The organism is Sodalis sp. RH16, assembly GCF_047324245.1.
GTDB classification, from domain to species: domain Bacteria; phylum Pseudomonadota; class Gammaproteobacteria; order Enterobacterales; family Enterobacteriaceae; genus Acerihabitans; species Acerihabitans ligni.
This window is the reverse complement of sequence record NZ_CP178737.1, coordinates 983,590-1,004,693: the sequence shown is the minus strand read 5'-3', so window position 1 is coordinate 1,004,693 and position 21,104 is coordinate 983,590. Positions and strand designations below refer to the sequence as shown.

Here is a 21,104-nt window from a genome sequence, read left to right as displayed (position 1 = left end):
GGAAGGAGATGCCAAAAATTTAATAATGGCATTGAACTGAAGGCATATTTGAACATCTTAATAAAGAAAGGGCAGCGAAAAGGTGTTCAAGATATTCTTAACAAAAAGATGCTTGTCAAAATAGAGAAAAAAAAGAAACCCTTCTCAGGGCTATTGCAGCCACAGCTGCAATAGGGCCGGCAAAGCGGGCGAGAACGACAGCAAATACAGGATCAAACCGATAACCCCCCCCACCAGCGTGCCGTTAATGCGGATAAACTGCAGGTCTTTGCCGATATTCAGTTCGATTTGCCGCGACATATCCCGCGCGTCCCAGCTTTTCACCGTATCGCTGATATGCTGGGTAAGGAATGCCGAGAAGTCGGGAGCTATGCGCAAAGCCGCCTGCTCCAGATGCTGGTTCAGCGAGGAGCGCAGGCCGTCATCCCGCGCCAGCGTTTGGCTAAGCCACAGCCCCGCTTCGGTCACCTTGCCATGCAATACCGAATCCGGCCGATCCAAATCTTCTTTAAGCCAGCCGCGCATGTCGTCCCATAAGCCGCTGATGTAAGTATTCAGTACGGCATCGTTTTTCAGGTAGTGCTTGATTTCCTCGGCCCGGCGGGCGGTGGCGGGATCGTTCTTGAGCCGCTGGATAAGTCTCAGCGCCAGCCGGTCGAAACGCCGGCGCAGCTCATGGCCGCGGTCGCGGCTGATCTCATCTAGCCAGCTATTCACCGCGTTGGCCACGGCGACGGCGCTGTGTTCACCGAGCCATTCCGTGGGCAGCACTTTTTCTTTTAGCGGATGCTCGCGCTTAAGCCACTGGATTATCTGATCGGCGATAAGGACGCGGGTAGAGGGTTTGTTCAGCAGTTTAACCAGCTGGCGCAGTCCGGCGTCCAGCAAATCCTGATGCCGGCCGTCTTTGGTCAGACTGTCCAGAATGGCGCCGACGGAAGCGGACAGATCGATCTTATCAATAACGGCATCAAGGGCGCTGCGGATAAAAGCCTGGATGCGCCGATCGTCGGTAAAGTCGAGAAAGCCGCGCATCAATTGCAGGATCTGGCGCCCCAGCCGGTGGGCATTGTCGGGCTCTGCCAACCAGCCGGCAATAGTCCGCGCCGGATCCTGACGTCTGATAAGCTCCACCAGGGACGAGGTATCGAGGAATTTCTCCTGTATGAAGATGCCCAGGTTATCGGCGATTTTATTTTTATTTCGGGGGATAATGGCGGTATGGGCGGCGATAAACGGGATCGGTACGCGTCTGAACAGGGCAACGACGGCAAACCAGTCGGCCATGGCGCCCACCATTGATGCCTCGGCAACCGCCTTGAGTCCATCGCGCCAAAAACCGGGCGGTATAAACAGGGTTACGATAAATATCATCGCCGCGCCGGTCAATAACAGCAGGGCCACCCGTTTAATTTTTTTCAGTTCTGTTTGTTTAGTCATAACGTATCAATTGTCGGCGTGTTCAAGAGAAGTCTTAACGCGTGTGCCGGTAATTTCCCATAAAATATCGTCGGCGATCGCCCATGACGATAATCTCTTTTGTTAATGATGAATACCATTACTATGAGTCTGTTAACTAGCCTTTAACGTAAAAGGTAGAGTTGGTGTAACGTTTTTTATGAATAAGTGTAATATTAGCCGATCGCCTCCGGCAGGGCGGTTTTTAGCCGGCAGGTCTGGTGGGTAAAACAATTGTTGCTCGGTTATGGGCAGGATAGGATTATCCGGCATAGCGGCCTTGATATCGTTGATTTTCGGAATTAATTATTCTATGTATAAACTTTTACGGATTCTATTTCCCGCCTGGCTGCTGCTGGCGTTTTTAGCGGCGGCGCTTTCCCCTGTTATTCCCGCCGTGGCCGCCGATCAAACGTCCACCGGCGCTCCGGCCGCGCCGGTTAAAATCAATGCCGCCGCCGAGCTGGTCAAGCTGCAAAAACAGCTCGACGGCATGAAGCAGAAAGTCTCCGCCGCCACCATGGATAATCAATTGCGGGAACTGAATGACGACACCTTGAAGCTGGCCGCGGACGCCGATGCGCTGGCCACCGCCCTGCAGCCGGAGCAGGCCCAGATCCAGGCGCAGCTCGCTATTCTCGGGCCGCCGCCGGCCGCCGGGGCAATGCCGGAAACCGCCGTCGTCGCCCAGCAGCGTACCGCATTGAACGCCCATAAGACCCTGGTGGACGCGCAGGTGGAACATGCCAAAGCCATCAGCAAGAGCGCGGCCACCCTCGCGGCGCAAATCGTCGATATCCGCCGTAACGCCCTGCGTACCCAGATGGCGCTGAACTCCGGCAGCATTCTTTCCCCCGGTTTCTGGTCGCCTTTGTTTCAAACCCAGTCCGAAGACAAGCAGCGGCTGGATGATTTTTTCCAAGACGTTCAAGACGCCTGGCTGGCGGCCTGGGAACCGGGATGGCGAGTGGGTTCCGGGATATTTTTGGCGCTGGCCTTGCTCATCTGGGCGTTCGGTTCCCGCCTGTTGGACAAGCCGCTGGGATGGTTCAGTATCAATGTCTTGCCTGAGGGCCGTCTGCGGCGCAGCTTCCTGGCCTGCGCCACGGCACTGGCCACGGTACTGTCGGTAGGGGTGGGAGCCCAGCTGATCTATATGCTGTTCATCCGCCATCCCGATGTGTCGCAGCAGGTGCAGGATTACGCCGATGAGCTCTTTCGTCTGGCGCTGTTTTCCGGTCTTATCGCGGGTCTGGGACGGGCATTTTTGTCCAACCAGCGTCCGACCTGGCGTTTGCCCACCATCGCCGACCCGGTGGCGCTGGCCATGCGATCCCTGCCGCCGACGCTGGCTGCGTTCATCTTGATTTTCGGCGCGGTGGAGCAAATGAACCGCATGGTGGGCACCAGCCTGGCCACCACCATTTTCGGTAACGGCATATTATCGCTGCTGGTGGCGTTAACCGCCGCCATGGCGGCGCTGCGCACCAACCGGGTCCGGCGCAAGATGATGGCCGAAGGGGGACAGCCCGAAGCCCGTTCCACGGTGGCCGGCCTAATCCATTTAAGCACCACGGTGGTGTCCATTGCGATACTGCTGTCGCTGTTGATCGGGTATATCGCCCTGGCGCGGTTTTTGACCTATGAACTGGTGTGGGTGGGCATGATTTTCTCCTGCCTTTATCTGCTGATACATTTGGTGGTGGATCTGTGCGACAGCCTGTTTTCACCCCATACGGTAGTGGGGCAGCGCATCAAACACTCCCTGGGCCTTGACGACCGGCATTTGGAACAGGCCGCCACCCTTTTGTCGGCTATCGGTAAAACCGTGCTGATTCTGCTGGCGGCGGTGGCCTTGCTGAACGGTACTTTCGGTTCCACCACGCCGATGGCGCTGTTTGACAAGGCTGTGGATATGTGGGGCGGCAAGGGACTTGAAAAGCTGAATATCGTCCCGGCCCATGTGATGAACGCCCTGATATTCCTGGCAATCGGCATTTATGTCCTGCGCTCGGCGCGGCGCTGGCTGGATAAGGATTTTCTGCCGAAAACCAAGATGGAAACCGGCATGCGGGCCTCGCTGGTGATTTTGTTCAGCAATATCGGGTATATCCTGATTACCCTGCTGACATTGTCGACCCTGGGCATTCAGTGGAACAATCTGGCCTGGATAGTCAGCGCCTTATCGGTGGGCATCGGTTTCGGCCTGCAGGAGATTGTGAAGAATTTCATCTCCGGGCTGATACTGTTGATTGAACGCCCGGTGAAAGTGGGGGACCTGATTACCATCAGCGGTATTGAGGGGGATATCCGGCGCATCAATGTGCGGGCCACGGAAATTCAGCTGGGGGATCGGTCCACGGTAATCGTGCCTAACTCGCAGTTTATCTCGCAAAATGTGCGTAACGCCACCATGGGCAATGCTCAGGGCGTGGCCACCATCCTGCTGACCTTCCCGCTGGATATCGATCCCGAGCAGGTGCGCAATCTGTTGCTGGAAACTTATCGCGATCATGAGTCGATCCTGGCCGCCCCGGCGCCGTCGGTAACCTTCAGCCAGTTGAGCTCCAATGGAATCGTGCTGAGCGTGACGGGGTTTGTCAACAGCCCGCGGATTGTCGCCAATGTAAAAAGCGATTTGCTGTTCGAGATTCTCAAACGCCTGCGGGAGGCGGGCATCGCGCTGTCAATGCCGCAGAAGATGATCTTTGAGAACTCCCCGATGCCGTCGCCGCCGGTGGAGGCCCCTGACCAAACCGAACGGTAATCAGCGGGTTGGCATAGGCTGTGCCGTGCCCCATCGGCACGGTCTCCCTTTAACACGCCCGTTGCACGTTCGGTGATCGCGGGCTTACCGCGCCGTGGGGCGCTCGGGCAGGGTGGTTTGGCCTTCGCCCAGCGGACGCTGCATTAATAGCGTGTCTACCCAGCGGCCGTGCTTGAATCCCACCGCGGTCATAATGCCGGTTTGGCTGAAACCGAGCTTCTCATGCAACCGGATGGACCCCCTGTTTTCGCTGTTGCCGATAATGGCCAGCATCTGGCGCCAGCCGCCCCGTTCCGCCCGTCCGATGGCCTGGGATAACAGCAGGGAGCCTATGCCTTGTCCGCCCCAATCAGGATGGACATATACCGAGTCCTCCACGGTAAACCGGTAGGCGTAGCGCGTGCGGTATAAGCCCAGATAGCAATAACCCAGCACCTGACCGTCTCGTTTCGCCGTCAGCCAGGGCAAGCCTTTTTCCAACACCGATGCGCGCCGTGCCAGCATCTCCGCCAGACTTGGCGGCTCGGTCTCGAAGGACGCGATTCCGTTAATCACATGCCAGGCGTAAATATCCCGTATGGCGGCTACCTCTGCCTCGGCGGCATCGCCAATGACTATCTCTGAAACGGACACGTTTTTTATCCCGAAAAAATAGTGAATATTAATCATAAAGGAGAATTGTCCACGTCGGTAGCGCCGCATCGAGTGTCCGCCGTAAAACCCGGAGAATGCCGTTTCGCAGAGTCGATGCCGTTGCAGTTACCGGATATTGCAGTAAACTCTTCAGGTTGCCATTGGCGCCCGGCCTTGTGGCCGAGCCGTTGGGGAACAATTTCGAATCGCACTGGAGTGCCGTGCCCGCTGTGCTGTAAAGTGTGCCGCCGACCGGTAACCGGCTCCATGGGATCAAAACATTGCCAGCACAGGAACCTTTTCCGGCATGGAACGAAGAAAGTTTATCAAAGCATCACTCGCGCTGGCCGCCTACTGCGGCACGACCGGTTCGGCGGCGTTATTTATGCGTTCGGCGCTGGCCGCCGGGGAAATTGCCGACGGCAGCGCCACTCCGTTCGATTTCTCCCTTTTGCAATCCATGGCGGCGGATTTGTCCCGCCAGCCTTTCGGCGGCCCGCCGGCGGAGCTGCCCAAAACCCTGGCGGAGCTGACGCCGCAGGCTTACAACGATATCCAATACGATGCCAGTCATTCTCTCTGGCACGATATAGCGGGTCGCCAGCTTGATGTACATTTGTTCCATGTCGGCATGGGGTTCAAACGGCGGGTGCGGATGTATTCCGTCGATCCCGCGTCTCATCAGGCCAGGGAGATTCATTTTCGGCCGGAACTGTTTAATTACCACCATGCCGGGGTGGATACCTCGCAGCTGGTAGGCCGAGATAATCTGGGGTTTGCCGGTTTCAAGGTGAACAAAGCCCCGGAGCTTACCCGGCGCGATGTGGTCTCTTTTCTCGGCGCCAGCTATTTCAGGGCGGTGGACAGCACCTACCAATACGGGCTGTCGGCCCGCGGCCTGGCTATTGATACCTATGCCGGCCAACCGGAAGAGTTTCCGGATTTTGTCGCTTTCTGGTTTGATCGGCCGAAAGCCGCGGATACGGTATTTACCGTCTATGCATTGCTCGACAGTCCCAGCGCCACCGGCGCCTATCGTTTTGTTATCGATTGCCAGGCCGAGCGGGTGGTGATGGATATCGAGAAGCATATCCATCCCCGTACCGCCATCAAGCAACTGGGCATCACTCCGATTACCAGTATGTTCAGCTGCGGCACCAACGAACGGCGTACCTGCGATACCATTCATCCGCAAATCCACGATTCCGATCGGCTGGCAATGTGGCGCGGCAACGGCGAATGGATATGCCGGCCGTTGAATAACCCGCAGAAGCTGCAATTTAATGCCTATATGGATGAGAATCCCAAGGGGTTCGGCCTGCTGCAGCTTGATCATGATTTCAACGATTATCAGGATGTTATCGGCTGGTATAATAAGCGGCCCAGCCTGTGGGTTGAGCCGGTGGGCAACTGGGGCAAAGGTACGGTGAATCTGATGGAAATTCCCACCACCGGCGAGACCCTGGATAACATTGTGTGTTTTTGGCAGCCGGCCGAACCTATCGTTGCGGGTCGGGAGTATACCTATCGCTATCGTCTCTACTGGAGCGGCGAGCCGCCGGTGGTCAGTGGGATGGCGCGGGTCATGGCGACTCGTACCGGTATGGGCGGCTTTCCGGAAGGCTGGGCGCCAGGGGAGCATTATCCGGCGAGTTGGGCGCGCCGTTTTGCCGTCGATTTTGTCGGCGGCGACATTAAAGCGGCGGCGCCGAAGGGTATTGAGCCGGTTATCAATGCCTCTGCAGGCAAGATAGATAATATCGAAATACTGTTTGTGGAACCGATGGACGGCTATCGTATTCTGTTTGACTGGATCCCTGACAGCGATAAGACGGATCCGGTGGAGCTGCGGATGTTTTTGCGCACCGGTGTTACCGCCTTGAGCGAAACCTGGCTGTACCAGTATTTTCCGCCGCCGCCGGATAAGCGCCGCTATGTTGACGATCGGCAGATGAGCTGAAGGAAGCGCCGGATGCGCTGCGGTCCCCCTTTAACACGTCCGGTTCAGCTTCAGTGATGGCGGGTCTAGCGCGCCATGGGGCGCTCCGGCGGGCGGTAAAACCACGCCCGCTTCGACCCCATCGGCACGCTCTCCCTTTAACACGCCCGGTTCAGCTTCTGTGATGGCAAGCCTGAGCGCCAGCGTTGCATTAGCGGTTTATTGCCTCAAATTGGTGCCGGAGGATTTTGCCGCTGCACCAAAATGAGGGCGTCTTGTCTCGTCGCGCATGACAATGCGTTGTGTTATCCCGTTGGCCGGCGCTGAAACGCCGGTACAATCTTTCTTAAACTTCCCTGCGGTGTTGGCCCTTTAATTGCTTGGTCTTGTATATACATGTACATAATCAAACTTTTTACGGGGAATCCGCGCTATGAAATATCATCATCGATTTACCGGTATGTTAGTGGCTGGCGTTTTGGGGGCGGCATTTCTTGCGGCCCTGCCGGCGCAGGGTAAAGAGTGGAAATCCGTTACCATTGCCACCGAAGGCAGCTACGAGCCCTGGAACCTGACGCTGCCCGGCGGCAAGCTGAGCGGCTTTGAACCTGAACTCATGACGATACTCTGTGAACGGATGCAGATGCAGTGCAAGCTGGTGGTGCAAAACTGGGACGGCATGATAGCCGGTCTGCAGGCGGGTAAATTCGATGTGCTGATGGATGCCATCGTTATCACTCCGGACCGTCAGAAGGTTATCGACTTTACGGTGCCCTATGCCGCCACCGCCGCCAGCTTTGTCTCGGTGGGCGGCAAGATATTGCCGGAAACCACCGGTGATAAAGCCATTATCAAGCTCACCAACGATCCCGCCTCCATTAATCCCGCCATTGCCGGATTACGCGCCGCGCTGAAAGGCAAAACCATCGGTATTGCTTCCGGCACCGTATACACGCCGTTTATCGACCAATATTTTAAGGATATCGCCACGGTGCGGGAATATAACGCGTCGGCGGACGCTATTCTCGATTTGCAGGCGGGGCGTATCGATGCGGTATTTGATGACGTGACCTTCTTTACGTCAATCATGTCCCGGCCGGAGAACAAGGATCTGGGTTTTGACGGCCCGAAAATCGCCGGGCCGGTCTGGGGGCAGGGGGAAGCGCTGGGGATACGTAAAAGCGATCAGGATTTAAAAGCCAAGTTCGATGGGGCGATTAAAACCGCCATGGCGGACGGAACGGTGAAACGACTCAGCGAAAAATGGTTTAAAACCGATGTGACGCCGTAAAGATCCCATGATGGTCCGGGGCGAAAATCGATAGTTCCCTGCCGGGGTGATTCAGCGGTAACAGCAATAGGGGTGGTGAACATGTTGGAGATGCTGGGATTTTCGAGTGATGGCTGGAGCGGCATGATGCTGTTGGCCGCTCTGACCACCCTGGGCCTGACCTTTGCCGCGCTGCTGGTGGGGTCTGTGTTCGGCGCCTGGGTGGCCGGCGCAAAGCTGTCCCGCCGGCGGTTGTGGCGTTTTTTCGGCGACGGCTATTCGGTGATTTTCCGCGGAATACCGGAATTGCTGATTATTTATCTTTTTTACTTCGGCGGTTCTGGTTTTTTGACCGTGATCGGTCGGTTCTTCGGCGCGGACGGCTATATTGAAGTGCCGGCGTTTCTCATCGGCGCTCTGGCAATCGGCATGATTTCCGGCGCTTATCAGGGGGAAGTTTATCGCGGCGCGGTCATGGCGGTATCGCCGGGGGAGCTGGAAGCCGCTTACGCTATGGGGATGACCAAAGCCTGTGTGCTGCGGCGGATCCTGCTGCCGCAGGTGCTACGTTATTCGCTGCCGGGCCTGGCGAACGTCTGGCAAATGAGCCTGAAGGATTCGGCGCTGGTGTCTGTAACCGGCATCGTCGAGCTGATGCGCGCCAGCCAGGTGGCCGCGGGGTCTACCAGGCAGTATTTCACTTTCTATATTATCGGCGGCCTGTGTTATCTGGTGTTGACCGGTCTTTCCAATCCCTTGATCAGCAGCGCGGAGAAACGTCTTGGCCGCTCAGGAAAAACGCCTTTTGCTTCCCGTTAAGCCCTTGTCCAGCGCGGGGACCCGATTATGATTGATATTGCCTTTCTCAGCGATACCATGCTCAAGCTTCTGGCGGCGCTGCCCACTACGCTTGGGCTGTTTATCTGCTCATTTATCCTCGGCGGCCTGCTGTCGCTGGTGATAGTGACGCTGCGCGTCAGCCGTTATCCGGTGCTGAGCTATTTTGCCCGCGGCTATATGATGGTGTTTCGCGGCTCGCCGCTGTTGATCCAGATGTTCCTGCTTTATTACGGGCTGGGGCAGTTCTCCCTGGTACGTGAAAGCCTGTTCTGGCCGGTATTGCGCTCCCCTTATTCCTGTGCGGTGCTGGCGCTGGCGTTGTGCACCGCCGGCTATACCGCCGAGATTATCCGCGGCGGCCTGCTGTCCATTCCTCACGGGCAAATTGAAGCCGGATTGGCCAACGGCATGTCGCGCTGGGTACTGGTGCGTCGGATTATCGGCCCCATTGCCCTGCGCTATGCGCTGCCGGCCTACTCCACCGAAGCGATTTTGCTGGTGAAGTCCACCGCGCTGGCCAGTTTGGTTACCGTCTGGGACGTCACCGGCGTCGCGCAGCAGATTATCCAGCGTACCTATAGGACGATGGAGGTATTTGTCTGTGCCGCGGTGATTTATCTGCTGCTGAACTTCATCCTGGTGCGCTTGTTCGCCGCCTGGGAAAAACGGCTGTCCCATCATTTACGTCCTCGCCCCGCGTTGGCCGACAACAGTGACACCCTGCTTAGGGAGAGAGAATGAACAAACCCGCCCCCATTACCCTGTCGATGATTGATATCCGTAAATCTTTCGGCGATCAGCAGGTGCTGAAAGGCATTTCGCTGGATGCCCGGCAAGGAGAAGTTATTTCCATACTGGGCGCCAGCGGCTCAGGTAAAAGCACCTTTCTGCGCTGCATCAATTTGCTGGAGATACCCGACGAAGGCACGGTAGCCATCGGCGGCGAAACCATCCGGATGAAGCGCCACCCGTCGGGTCGGCAGTTTCCCGCCGACCGGCGCCAGATTGACAGCATCCGCGCCCGGCTGGGCATGGTGTTCCAAAGCTTCAATCTTTGGTCGCATATGACCGCCATGCAAAACGTGATGGAAGGCCCGCTGCACGTATTGAAAAAATCCCGCAAAGAGTGCCTGGAGCAGGCCGAACGTCTGCTGGCGAAAGTGGGACTGTACGACCGGCGGGAGTATTACCCGTCGCAGCTGTCCGGGGGGCAGCAGCAGCGCGTCGCCATTGCCCGGGCGCTGGCGATGGATCCGGAAGTGATGCTGTTTGACGAGCCCACCTCGGCCCTGGATCCCGAACTGGTGGGGGAGGTACTGAAAGTGATGCGCGCCCTGGCGGAAGAGGGCAGGACCATGCTGGTGGTCACCCATGAAATGGGCTTTGCCCGCGGCGTATCGAACCGGGTGGTGTTTATGCATCAGGGGTATATCGAGGCGCAGGGCACGCCTGAGGCGCTGTTTACCCACCATGAATCCGAGCGCTTCCGGCAATTTATCTCCAGCCATCATTAGCGGGCGTGGGGCAACAGGAGTTTTCATGTCATCAACCAAAACAATCGTTTATGGAGACGGGCCGCTAAGCTGGCGCGATCTCACCGCCGTGGCCCGCGGCGGTGCGGCGCTGGCGTTGTCGGAGACCGCCTGGGGACGTATCGATAACGCCCGCGCCATCGTCCATCGAGTAGTGGCGTCCGGCGAACGCGCCTACGGGATCAATACCGGTCTGGGCGCGTTATGCAATGTGGCGCTGCGGGAGGACCAACTGGCCGCGCTGTCCCGCAATACCTTGATGAGCCACGCCTGCGGCGTCGGTCCGGCGCTGCGAAGCGAACAGGCACGCGCCATTATCTGCGCCGCCATCGCCAACTACAGCCAGGGTAAGTCCGGCATCGGGCGCGACGTGGTGGCGGGGCTGTTGGATCTGCTCAATCACCATATTACCCCCCTGGTGCCGTCCCAGGGTTCGGTGGGGTATTTGACCCATATGGCCCATATCGGCCTGGGGCTGATGGGCATAGGTGAAGTGGATTATGACGGCCAGCGCTGCGCCGCCGCCGAAGCGCTGGCGGCGGCGGGGGTTACGCCGCCGGAGCTCGGGGCGAAGGACGGCCTGTGCCTGGTGAACGGCACGCCTTGTATGACCGGCCTGAGCAGCCTGGCGCTGGATGATATGGTGCGTCTGGCGGATTGGGCCGATGTTATCGGCGCCATGAGCTTCGAGGCCCTGCGGGGGCAGGCCAATGCCTTCGATGCGGAAATCCTGGCCTTAAAACCCCACCCCGGCATGCAGAAAGTGGGCGGGCATCTGCGTCTTATGATTCGGCACAGTAAAAATATTGCTGAAAGCGCCAACCTGCGCACCCAGGATGCGCTCAGCCTGCGCTCAATACCACAAATTCACGGCGCCTGCCGGGATCAGATAGACCATGCCGCGCGGCATATCGGCATCGAGCTGAATTCCGCCACCGATAACCCGCTGGTACTTGGCACGCCGGATCAATTTCGCGTGGTATCCCAGGCCAATCCTCACGGTGAATCGGTGGCGATGGCCGCCGATTTGCTGGCGGTGGCGGTGGCTGAATTGAGCGGCGTGGCGGAACGGCGTATCGATCGGCTGGTGAATCCGCTGGTGAGCGGTTTGCCGCCGTTCCTGGTCAGTGAGCCCGGCGTGAATTCCGGCATGATGATAACGCAATACGTCGCGGCCGCCCTGACGGGTGAGAACCGCCAACTGGCGCAGCCGGCGGTGGTGGATAATTTCGTGACCTCCGGCTTGCAGGAGGATCATCTGAGCATGGGCACCGGCGCGGCGCTGAAGCTGGATCGCGCTTTGCAAAATCTTGCGCAGATACTCTCTATAGAATACCTTCTGGCGGCGCAGGCGCTGGAATTTATCGGGCCGGAAAAGTGCGGCGACGGCACGGTCCGCGCCTGGTCGCTGCTGCGCGAGCAGGTCGCGCCCTATACGGCGGATCGCTGGCTGGCGCCGGATATCGGTACCGCGGCTCGGCTGATAACCGGTCAAAATCTCTTGGCAAGACTGCTGGCGGAAGAAAGCGCCGCGGAGGTCTGATCCGGGCGATAAAGGGGGTGCGGTTCAGGAAACTATTGATTAGACTGCTGACATACAGGTTCATCCCGACCGGTCATTGTGTCAATAAGTCCGTAAGCAAGCGACATTTCCTGATTGTCATCCGATCCACGACTTCGCCGGAGAAAAGAAATGACGATAAAAAGCCTTACCCGCGCCGCTGTCCTCATGGCTGCCGTTGTGCTGGCCCCCGATGCCGACACAGCCTCCATACCGCTGGTGAAAAACCAGGCGCCGGGCTATTTCAAAATCATGGTGGGCGGCGCCCAGGTTACCGCCCTGTATGACGGCAGTTCGACATTTCCCTTAACCTTATTCAAAAATGCAGCCCCCGAAACGCTGCAACGAGAGGTGGCCGCCGTGGACGGCGACGCTCCCAAAGTAGTGAACGGCTCGGTTAACAGCTTTCTCATTAATACCGGCGACCACCTGATCCTCATCGACAGCGGCGGCGGCAAGCTGTTGGGACCGGGGTTCGGCCAGGCCATGGCCAATCTGAAAGCCGCCGGCTACCGACCGGAGCAGGTGGATATGATTTTGCTGACCCATATGCACCGCGATCATATCGGCGGGCTGGTGACCGACAACGGACAGCCGGCGTTTCCCAATGCCGCGGTATGGGCGTCGAAACCGGAAGTGGATTACTGGCTTTCCCAGGCCAATCTCGACGGTGCGCCCAGCGATCAGCAGGCCGCCTTCCAGCGCGCCAGGGATATCCTTGCGCCCTATGAGACGGCGGGCAGACTGCACAGTTTCAGCTACGATAAAGACCTGCTGCCCGGCCTGAAAGCAGTGGCGTTGCCAGGCCATACGCCGGGCCACAGCGGGTTTATGCTGGAGCGAAACGGTCAGAGCATATTGTTCTGGGGGGATATCGTCCACTACTCGGCGCTGCAGTTTGCCCATCCCGAACTGGGTATCGGCTTTGATTCCAATAGCGCCCTGGCGATTAAAACCCGGCAGGCGCTGCTAAAACAGGTGGTCCGTCAAAAAACCCTGATTGCCGGCGCCCACATCACCTTCCCCGGCATCGGTTATCTGCGCGCCGACGGCAGCCAGGGCTACCGCTGGACGCCGGTGGGCTTCGGCGAGGTGCGCTGAAAGGGAAATTTATTGCCGCCCGCCGTCCAGGTAGCGACGTCCCTGTCCGTCATCCGGCGGCAGGGTGCCGGCAGGCAGTTTACCGAACCAGCGATAGCGGTTGCGGGCGACATGGTTATACATTCCGTCGCGCAGTTTCCGGGGTAAAAACCGCAAGATTCGCAGTGCGCGCCACGGCCAGCCAAGCTGGATCAACGCCTCGAAAAAAGCGTCTGAGCGAATGGAAACCTGGCCGTCGGCAATGTAGGCGATAGTATTAAAGTTTTCATCGGACAATCCCGACCAACGTAACAGATCCTTTCCCGGCTTTGATTGCACCGTCGCGAGATGGATCTTTTTTCTCCAGTCGGCGCGGATAAGCGTTTGCACCAATCGCCGGCACAGGACGCATTCGCCATCGAATAACAGCACCCGTTCACCCGCCAGCAGATGCGGTGGCGGCGTGAGGCGTTCATTACGGATTAGATAAAGCGGCGGCACGGTAGATTTGCGTTTGGCATTTTGCATATAACCACCCTCCTCAAGACCTATTTACCTGTCGCCAATAAAATCACCCGAAGTGGCAGGTGGGGTACCTTTTTGAATATAAAGTATTTTCAGCATAATCTATCTTAACGAAAATGTAGGGATCGGGGTCACATTGTTAATAGCCGGCCAAAAATCATTTTGAACGGAGGCGAGCTGACCAAAAAACATAACTAAATGTGCTTTTATTTACGGATTATATAAGCTGTTGAGCTTAAATCAGCTTTCGAATTACGGCTGGTAAATGAATATTTATTTTAGGCTGCTCTGTATTATTTAATAAAACAACTGCTTTTGTGTAAAATCTGCATTCTTGGTTCGCCTTGATTGTGTGCATCCCAGTAAATTTATCAGTCTAAGTCTATATATTATTCATCGGAGTTGCCTATGCCAATATCTCAACAGTTATATAGAAATCATGTCGGTAATTATCATGCTACTATTAATAAAAAAAGCATCAATCAGGTTGCTCAGCAAAACATGCTGTACGATCTGTCAAAAAACCCTGGAGACGCAGCCAAAAGGGCGAGAGCGTTATTGATACTGCAATCAATATTAATGATTTCCAATATTTCACTGACGACCGGCGAGGCCTTGGTCCGATCGCAAGCGGTCAAGACCGCGAAGACCCGTAACCTGGCTGGCCTGGCTAAAACGCGGTATTCCTTGTTGCCGTCAGCCTACAGCGATGTCGGCGCTATTACCGCCGATCATCATTCATCATTTTTTCAGCGTGCAGGCCGGCGCAATCGCGGCGCTGCTACGGGTAAATCCACAGGTATTTACGCTTCAACACGATTGGTCAAGCCGAATTCCACCCTGGCATTGTCAGCTGAATCCGTATCAGACATCGAATCTCCAACCTCCGGCAGGACGAAACGGGGCAAAAAATACCAGGAAGATCGGAAAAAAAATCCAGTGTTCCAGCTGACCAAAAAGAGTATACGATTTCTGGAAAAATATTTTAAGGAAAATATCAAAAATGACGTTGAAAGCATTATTGACAAAACAATTCTTTATATTATTAGCTGTCCCGATGGGTTAGAGTCTCTTTCATCTTTTTTGGTGAAAGATTCAGGAGAGTATGGCGCCCATGAGAATGAAAAATTAAGCCTCGAGCAACAATACGGCATCACAAGACACTGGCTTAGTCAGCTGTTATTCAAATATAGCCTCGGCGAATTTATCGGCCGGGTTATCGCTCAGACCGTGTTGAATAATGGTTGCAGCGGTCGGCAGCCGGTAAAATTGTCAAACGACATTCTTTTTTCATATATTTTAGGCAAAATTGGTATGTCCAAGGAGGGGGCGGCGGAGCGTATTGAAGAAGTATATTCTTTTGATAAAACCGCCCAAAACTATCTTATCCATGAAGTTCTTTTTATGGAGTTGCCTTGTTTGGCGTTAAGACATGAAGATATGGATAATCACAATCTCCATGCAGGCACCGTGGACTGGGGATTTTTGCATGTCGGTCTGCTTATTGCCCGACGTACGGAAAAAGATATCAGCCAAATTTCTATCGATGAACTGATTCAACTTGGTCGTTCTTTAGAAGATATGTTGCGGGAAGGGGTGATTGAAGCGGAACTTGTGAGTCTGTTTTTACTCCCCGCCAAGCTTTTGTATATCAAGCAACAGGCCGAGCAGAGCGGGGAACTGTCGATGGAAAAAATTTTCCGCTCCGTGGAAGGGAATGAAATGGCTCTAGAGGCCTTTTTTGCCGCCAGTGAACGGCAAAAGGTGGAAGAAAGTCCCTTTAACCAATTCAGCCAGGCTCTTGGAAATTTTCGTACCCGTACCCAGATAAGAGAAATGCTATCAACGTCGGACGTCATGGTGGACAATAACCGGACGGCCCTGAATGAAAAGGCCGTCGGCCCCCTTTGCCAGGGCGGACTGCGTCCCTCCGTTCTTGAAAATGCCGATGCCGAGCTGCTGTTCAAGGAACAGAATGAAAACATCGCGGCAAAATTTGCAGTGGTGGATATGTTGATGGTCGCATTAGCCTTTGAACAGCTGCCGCGGGATGAAGTTGACTTTTTGCGAACGGCGACAATTTATAAGGCATCAGCGGATTTTTCGGCGTTTGATGAGATTCGGTATCAAATAGCGGTACGGGTTTTACCCCGGCGCGCCCACACCGTCCCTTTATCGCTTAATGTCGATTTGTTTGCCGCTTCCCAATATGGAAATAAAAGAATTTATGCATTGCAATATATGGGCGAAAGGTATGAATTGAATCGTGTAGATTATGATGAAAAATTATATTATGAATTGATGGCTGACAGCATACAGGTTCGTCGGAATAAAGAATATAAATTGCGAGTCTACGATAACAATGAACGAGAGCTTTTGAAAAGCGCGGCGGAGCCGCTTGAACAATTGGCCGGCCGGCTTATACAAAAACATCGGAATAATTTCCTTCATCAGCTACATGAGCAGGGATATGAAGAAACGACCGGGGAAAAGGCGCAAAGATTCCTATTATCGTTGATTCCCTTTTATAACTGCATCAGCGGCATTGTTAATCAAGAAAATGATGCGCCTATTTCCTGCGCCTTGGACATGATTCTGTTGGTACCGATGGCCGGGCAGGGCTTGGGACTGGCCTCCCGTTTTGCCCAGCAAGGTTTCAAGGGGGGAATAATGGCATATCGGTCCGCCATGGGCTCCCTTGTGGCTCGCGAAACGCTAAGGACCGCCATACGCCAGGCTAGCAGGGAATTTGTTCGCCACGGGGTGGTTACGGCAGCCGGGGAACTGAATAAAAAAGCATTTATCCAATTGGGAGTGACGTTGCTCAGAAGCGTTGATCCCGGCGTGGAATCGGCGGGCATAATCGGTACCCATGCACTTCGCCAGATGACTGCGGCGGGCCGCCTGCTAAAAGAAATAATTCCGGCCTGGAAAAAAGTGCTGCCTGATTTGGAGGCGGTATTATTGCATCAACGTGAACCCCTGATTTCCGCTAAGTATATTGAAACCGGCCGCCTGCCGGGGATAGATAAGGATGTGCAGGTGAAAAAACTGCAGGGGGCAAAATATAAGCGGCAGCCGGTTTATGCACAAGTCGACCTCGTCACGGGCAATGTTTTTGGCAAGAAATATACGCGTGATTCCATGGGGATGTTGCATACGGTGCCCAAACCCATGGCGCAGCGCCTGAAAAATATCCTTGAGTCGGGGTTAAGCGGCCGGGGCGCCGGCCGTGCCGCCTCGCGGATGGCCGTCCAGCGCAGAAGGGGAAGACCGCCCTTGCAAAAATCGCCTCCAGTAAAGATAGATCACATACTGCGCTGGGTGGAAAATGCACATAGTCTCAGTCCGCTGGGAAGGCAAGAATTTTTAACTCACTTTGGGTTAAGCGAAAATGTCTGGTCGGATTATGTCAGTCCGGCGGGAGAGTTGACCGGGGCGGCGCAAAATGTGATGAGGGCGGCGGGAATGTATGAATATAACTTATTGTTTACCTTATCATCTGAACTGCAACGTGAAATCATTCAAAAACTGGATATCGGTCCTATACAAAATTTGCTTCGCGCTTTCCCTCCCCATGTAAACGAACCCATTCGGGCCGCCAGTTTAAGAGCGTTTGCGGCAGAAAGGTTGGCATCGTTACAACAACGATATGCTCGTGCGTGGGGCTCATGGCTGGCTCAATCCTTGCCGGCGGAAAAGAGGTGGCTGGCATGGGAAAGGCTGAACATCTATTTCGACGGGCTACACCCTCAGCTTATCCTGAGAGACCTTTTTCTATCCGATTTGCCCGCGATTTTACCAGATGATGTTATCAATCTTGATCTCGGCGGCAACCGCTTGTCTGGTGTGACGCAGCCATTATCGGACAATATACTAAGCCTGGATATCAGCACCAATTTCTTTTCCCAGCTACCGACCCCTATTCCTGCCAGGCTGTCTATGCTGGATGCCAGTCATAATTTTCTTACTCAGATCCCCTCGTCTTTATCTCAGCGGCTGGTTTTTCTTGATTTAAGCCATAATATGCTGACTTCACTGCCGGTTCTGCCGGACTGTTTGTCTTTTCTGGACGTCAGCGATAACAATATATATCAGCTGCCGCTGCCGCTGCCGAAATCGCTCACCCGTTTATCCGCTAATAATAACCAGTTGAGGGCGCTGCCGGATCTGCCGGATGGGATGTTGTGGCTGGAGGTTCGCAACAACCAGCTGCTGAGCCTGCCGGTCGAGCTGCCGCCTAAAATAACCTTTTTGGACATTGCAAGCAATCATTTTGTCTCTTTGCCGCCCATGTTGCCAAAAAGATTGAAAACCCTTGATATTACCGGTAATCGAATAGTGGAGTTGCCTTTTTTACTTCCGCCGCGCTTAGAAAAATTATATGCCTCGAAAAATTTATTAACCTTTTTTCCTCCCTATTTGCCTCCGAAATTAAGTAAATTATACGCATCAGGAAATTTGCTGGTTTCAACACCGCCCTATTTACCGCCAGGCTTGAAAGTATTAGTTTTAAATCATAACCTTATCGAAGTGGTGTTGCCAAATTTGCCTCACGGATTAAAGACCCTTCAGCTCACTAATAATTTTGTTTCAACGATGCCGGAAGCGTTGCCCGGAGCACTGCAAATCCTCTTCATAAACCGCAATCCCATCGCCCGGTTACCTGGAAGCTTTCCCCCATCGATGAAGGAAATTGATGCCAGTGATACCAATATACCGGGCCGGCCGGCCAACTTGCCGGTAGGCGTTAATTTTATCCAGAATCCCTAGGTAAAACGGACTATTATTTACTCTTTCGGCATAACGTTTCCCGCCATTTAGCGGCAAGCGTATGAGATTATGTCTGCAAAAATGTGGAGAAAAACATGTCCTTTAAAATTTTGGGTTATGCGGCGCAAACCGCGAGTTCCGCGCTGGCAACGTATTCCATCGACTGGCGCGATCCCCGGCAGGATGATGTCGTCATCGATATCCTCTACTGCGGCGTTTGTCATTCCGATCTCCATCAGGCCCGCAATGACTGGGGCTTTAGTGTTTTCCCGGTGGTGCCGGGACACGAGATCATCGGCAAAGTGGTGAGCGTCGGCGCCGGCGTGAAAAAATTCAAGGTCGGGGACACTGTGGGGGTAGGGTGTCTGGTGGACTCCTGCCGGCATTGCAGCTCTTGTGAACAGGGGCTGGAGCAGTACTGTAAAGAAGTGGCGACCCAAACCTATAATGATAAGGACCGCCATGACGGCACGCCGACCTACGGCGGCTATTCGGAAAAGATCGTCGTGTCTGAAGATTTCGTTCTGCGGATACCGGACAATCTGGATGCCAAATCGGCAGCGCCTCTTCTGTGCGCCGGTATCACCACCTATTCGCCGTTGCGTCATTGGGATGTGAAAAAAGGCAGTAAAGTCGCGGTTGTCGGCCTCGGCGGCTTGGGCCATATGGCGCTTAAGCTGGCGAAGGGCATGGGAGCGGAGGTGACTTTGTTCACCCGTTCACCGGGTAAGGAAGACGAAGCCCGCCGGCTGGGTGCTGATGGGGTGGTATTGTCTACTAACCCGGATCAAATGAAGGATGTGGCGGATCATTTTGATCTGATTATCGATACCGTGCCCTATGAGCATGATGTGAATCCCTATCTCTCGACTTTGAATCTCGACGGGACCTTGGTGCTGGTGGGATTAGTGGGGGCGCTGAATCCCGCGGTCAGCACCGTGCCGCTTATCATGGGCCGCAAGTCGGTGGCCGGATCGTTGATCGGCGGTCTGCCGGAGACTCAGGAAATGCTGGATTTTTGCGCCGAAAAAGGCATTACCTGCGATGTGGAAGTGATTGATATTCAATATATCAACCAAGCTTATGAACGGATGCTGAAGAGCGACGTGAAATACCGGTTTGTGATTGATATGGCGTCGCTGAAAAAAGAAGCGGCATAACGGACGGAACACACTCTCCTTTTAACGGGCTCGTTGCACGATCGGCGATGGCGGGCCTACCTTTGTTTTGGCGCGCCGGCGGCGGGGGTATCTTGCCAGCCTCCCCCCAGCGCCAGGAACAGCAACACCTGATCGTCCACCAGTTGGCCTGATGATTGCGCCAGGGCGGCATCGCTGGCGGCCATACCCCGTTCGGCGTCCAGTACATCCAGATAGCCTATTTTGCCGCTGGCATAGAGCATGCGGGTTTTTTCCGCCACCTGTCGGGTTTCATCTGCGGCCGCCAGCAGGGCCTGATGCCGGTCCAGCTCGCGGGCGTAATTGTTCAGCGCCGTTTCAACTTCCCCCACCGCCGTCAGGACGGAACCGTCAAAGCGCGCCAGATCTCCCTGTAATCCGGCCTGTGCCTGGGCGATGCGCGCCTGAACCGCGCCGGTGTTGGGCAGGGTCCACGAAATCAGCGGGCCTAGACTCCAGCCGTAGGTGTCGCCTCCGCCGATATCTTTCATATAGCCGGCGGAGCTGCCGGCCAACCCCAAGGTGATTTTCGGGTAAAGATCGGCCATCGCCACGCCGACCCGGGCGGTAGCCGCGGCCAGACGGCGTTCGTTCTGGCGGATATCCGGACGGCGGCGCAATAATGCCGTGCCGTCTCCCACCGGGATAAGCCGCGTCAGCTGCGGCGGCGAAACGCAATTCGCCACATCCCGGGGGAAATCCTGCGCCAAGGCGCCGGTGAGCGTAGCCAGCCGGAACAGGGCATTCTGCTGTCTAGCCTGTAGCGGCGGTATCGCCGCTTGCAACTGCTGCAATTGCGCCCTGGCCCGCAGGGTATCCAGCTCGCCGGTGCGTCCGGCCTGGAGCAGGCGATCGGTCAAGGTCACCGATTGCTGTTGCAGGTCGATGGAGCGGCGGGCGGTCTGGAGCTGTAAACCGGTGGCGCATACTTCGGCGTAAGCGCGGGCGGTATTGGCGGCCACGTTGATTTTTACCAGATCCAGGGCGGCCCGAGCCGCCTGGCTGTCGGCATCGGCCGCTTCGATGGCCCGTTGTATCTGCCCGAATAAATCCACCTGATAGGAGAGATTCAAGCCGCTGTCATAGTTCCAGGTATTGGGCGGGACATAATCAGGCGCCAGCAGCGCGACGCCGGATGGGTGGCCGAAGCTGGGTTCGGCATTGGCCGACAGGGCAGGGTAGCGGGCGCTGCCGGCTTCTTTTAACAGTGCAAGCTCGCGTTCCAGGTCGGCCTGTGCAATACGTAAATCGGTATTATGCGCCAGCGCCTGGCGCACCAGGCTGTCCAGACGGTCATCCCGGTACAGCCGCCACCAATGATCCGGCAGCGGTTGCGCATCGGCCGTAGCGGACTGGGAATTGCCCCCCGCGTTCAGCAGGGGCTGGCTGCCGGCGCGATGAAGCAGCGGCGATGCGGGCGGACGGTAGTCCGGCCCGACCGGGAGCATGGCGCAGGCGGACAATCCGGCCAGCGCCAAGGATAAGAAGGCTCTTTTTAATAACGCGCCCGCTTGGCGGGCCGAGGGCTGGCAGGCGAAATCCGGCATG

At 55.6% G+C, this 21,104-nt stretch carries 14 protein-coding genes; 10 read left to right on the top strand and 4 right to left on the bottom strand.

Features of this window, described 5'->3' with window-relative positions; genetic code table 11:
* Positions 1-150: 150 nt before the first annotated feature.
* Positions 151-1,440 carry a DUF445 domain-containing protein gene (locus ACL2XJ_RS04660; protein WP_413725792.1) on the bottom strand — a complete coding sequence of 430 codons (1,290 nt, stop codon included), beginning with the start codon at positions 1,438-1,440 and terminating at the stop codon, positions 151-153.
* 331 nt (positions 1,441-1,771) lie between these two features.
* Between ACL2XJ_RS04660 and ACL2XJ_RS04655 the strand changes: the two genes are divergently transcribed.
* Complete coding sequence (locus ACL2XJ_RS04655) at positions 1,772-4,225, top strand: DUF3772 domain-containing protein (RefSeq protein ID WP_413725791.1); 2,454 nt, start codon at positions 1,772-1,774, stop codon at positions 4,223-4,225.
* A gap of 84 nt (positions 4,226-4,309) precedes the next feature.
* Here ACL2XJ_RS04655 and ACL2XJ_RS04650 read toward each other — a convergent pair whose 3' ends face one another.
* On the bottom strand, positions 4,310-4,858 hold the full coding sequence (locus tag ACL2XJ_RS04650; RefSeq protein ID WP_341785751.1) for an N-acetyltransferase family protein: 549 nt from the start codon (positions 4,856-4,858) through the stop codon (positions 4,310-4,312).
* 307 nt (positions 4,859-5,165) lie between these two features.
* On the opposite strand from ACL2XJ_RS04650, the gene ACL2XJ_RS04645 reads away from it, so the two are divergent.
* From ACL2XJ_RS04645 to ACL2XJ_RS04615, 7 genes are all read left to right on the top strand, one after another.
* A complete protein-coding gene (locus ACL2XJ_RS04645; RefSeq protein WP_132925148.1) occupies positions 5,166-6,818 on the top strand; it encodes a glucan biosynthesis protein D in 1,653 nt (550 codons plus the stop codon).
* 439 nt (positions 6,819-7,257) lie between these two features.
* Entirely contained in the window at positions 7,258-8,088 is an 831-nt protein-coding gene (locus ACL2XJ_RS04640) for a transporter substrate-binding domain-containing protein (RefSeq protein ID WP_413726848.1), read from the top strand.
* 81 nt (positions 8,089-8,169) lie between these two features.
* The gene (locus ACL2XJ_RS04635) at positions 8,170-8,886 is read left to right on the top strand and encodes an ABC transporter permease (RefSeq protein ID WP_132925152.1); all 717 of its coding nucleotides are present in this window, start codon (positions 8,170-8,172) and stop codon (positions 8,884-8,886) included.
* A 27-nt stretch (positions 8,887-8,913) separates the two neighbouring features.
* Positions 8,914-9,648, top strand: coding sequence for an ABC transporter permease (locus ACL2XJ_RS04630; RefSeq protein WP_132925154.1), 735 nt, complete (start codon positions 8,914-8,916; stop codon positions 9,646-9,648).
* The gene (locus ACL2XJ_RS04625) at positions 9,645-10,421 is read left to right on the top strand and encodes an ABC transporter ATP-binding protein (protein ID WP_132925156.1); all 777 of its coding nucleotides are present in this window, start codon (positions 9,645-9,647) and stop codon (positions 10,419-10,421) included. The genes ACL2XJ_RS04630 and ACL2XJ_RS04625 overlap by 4 nt, the downstream gene beginning before the upstream one ends.
* A 25-nt stretch (positions 10,422-10,446) precedes the next feature.
* The gene (locus ACL2XJ_RS04620) at positions 10,447-11,982 is read left to right on the top strand and encodes an HAL/PAL/TAL family ammonia-lyase (RefSeq protein WP_413725790.1); all 1,536 of its coding nucleotides are present in this window, start codon (positions 10,447-10,449) and stop codon (positions 11,980-11,982) included.
* A 150-nt stretch (positions 11,983-12,132) separates the two neighbouring features.
* A complete protein-coding gene (locus tag ACL2XJ_RS04615) occupies positions 12,133-13,101 on the top strand; it encodes an MBL fold metallo-hydrolase (RefSeq protein ID WP_413725789.1) in 969 nt (322 codons plus the stop codon).
* Positions 13,102-13,110: 9 nt separating this feature from the next.
* On the opposite strand, the gene ACL2XJ_RS04610 is transcribed toward ACL2XJ_RS04615, so the two are convergent.
* A complete protein-coding gene (locus ACL2XJ_RS04610) occupies positions 13,111-13,608 on the bottom strand; it encodes a thiol-disulfide oxidoreductase DCC family protein (protein WP_203520803.1) in 498 nt (165 codons plus the stop codon).
* Between the two features lie 405 nt (positions 13,609-14,013).
* Between ACL2XJ_RS04610 and ACL2XJ_RS04605 the strand changes: the two genes are divergently transcribed.
* Together ACL2XJ_RS04605 and ACL2XJ_RS04600 are read left to right on the top strand one after the other, a co-directional pair.
* A complete protein-coding gene (locus ACL2XJ_RS04605) occupies positions 14,014-18,378 on the top strand; it encodes a hypothetical protein (protein WP_413725788.1) in 4,365 nt (1,454 codons plus the stop codon).
* 95 nt (positions 18,379-18,473) lie between these two features.
* Complete coding sequence (locus ACL2XJ_RS04600) at positions 18,474-19,538, top strand: NAD(P)-dependent alcohol dehydrogenase (protein WP_413725787.1); 1,065 nt, start codon at positions 18,474-18,476, stop codon at positions 19,536-19,538.
* Positions 19,539-19,594: 56 nt separating this feature from the next.
* On the opposite strand, the gene ACL2XJ_RS04595 is transcribed toward ACL2XJ_RS04600, so the two are convergent.
* Positions 19,595-21,103, bottom strand: coding sequence for an efflux transporter outer membrane subunit (locus tag ACL2XJ_RS04595; protein WP_413725786.1), 1,509 nt, complete (start codon positions 21,101-21,103; stop codon positions 19,595-19,597).
* Position 21,104: the final 1 nt, after the last annotated feature.

Excerpts from the sequence above, each read along its gene's own strand:
- ACL2XJ_RS04660 (WP_413725792.1), bottom strand. The coding sequence starts at position 1,440 with ATGACTAAACAAACAGAACTGAAAAAAATTAAACGGGTGGCCCTGCTG.
- ACL2XJ_RS04655 (WP_413725791.1), top strand. The coding sequence starts at position 1,772 with ATGTATAAACTTTTACGGATTCTATTTCCCGCCTGGCTGCTGCTGGCG.
- ACL2XJ_RS04645 (WP_132925148.1), top strand. The coding sequence starts at position 5,166 with ATGGAACGAAGAAAGTTTATCAAAGCATCACTCGCGCTGGCCGCCTAC.
- ACL2XJ_RS04640 (WP_413726848.1), top strand. The coding sequence starts at position 7,258 with ATGTTAGTGGCTGGCGTTTTGGGGGCGGCATTTCTTGCGGCCCTGCCG.
- ACL2XJ_RS04635 (WP_132925152.1), top strand. The coding sequence starts at position 8,170 with ATGTTGGAGATGCTGGGATTTTCGAGTGATGGCTGGAGCGGCATGATG.
- ACL2XJ_RS04630 (WP_132925154.1), top strand. The coding sequence starts at position 8,914 with ATGATTGATATTGCCTTTCTCAGCGATACCATGCTCAAGCTTCTGGCG.
- ACL2XJ_RS04625 (WP_132925156.1), top strand. The coding sequence starts at position 9,645 with ATGAACAAACCCGCCCCCATTACCCTGTCGATGATTGATATCCGTAAA.
- ACL2XJ_RS04620 (WP_413725790.1), top strand. The coding sequence starts at position 10,447 with ATGTCATCAACCAAAACAATCGTTTATGGAGACGGGCCGCTAAGCTGG.
- ACL2XJ_RS04615 (WP_413725789.1), top strand. The coding sequence starts at position 12,133 with ATGACGATAAAAAGCCTTACCCGCGCCGCTGTCCTCATGGCTGCCGTT.
- ACL2XJ_RS04610 (WP_203520803.1), bottom strand. The coding sequence starts at position 13,608 with ATGCAAAATGCCAAACGCAAATCTACCGTGCCGCCGCTTTATCTAATC.
- ACL2XJ_RS04605 (WP_413725788.1), top strand. The coding sequence starts at position 14,014 with ATGCCAATATCTCAACAGTTATATAGAAATCATGTCGGTAATTATCAT.
- ACL2XJ_RS04600 (WP_413725787.1), top strand. The coding sequence starts at position 18,474 with ATGTCCTTTAAAATTTTGGGTTATGCGGCGCAAACCGCGAGTTCCGCG.
- ACL2XJ_RS04595 (WP_413725786.1), bottom strand. The coding sequence starts at position 21,103 with ATGCCGGATTTCGCCTGCCAGCCCTCGGCCCGCCAAGCGGGCGCGTTA.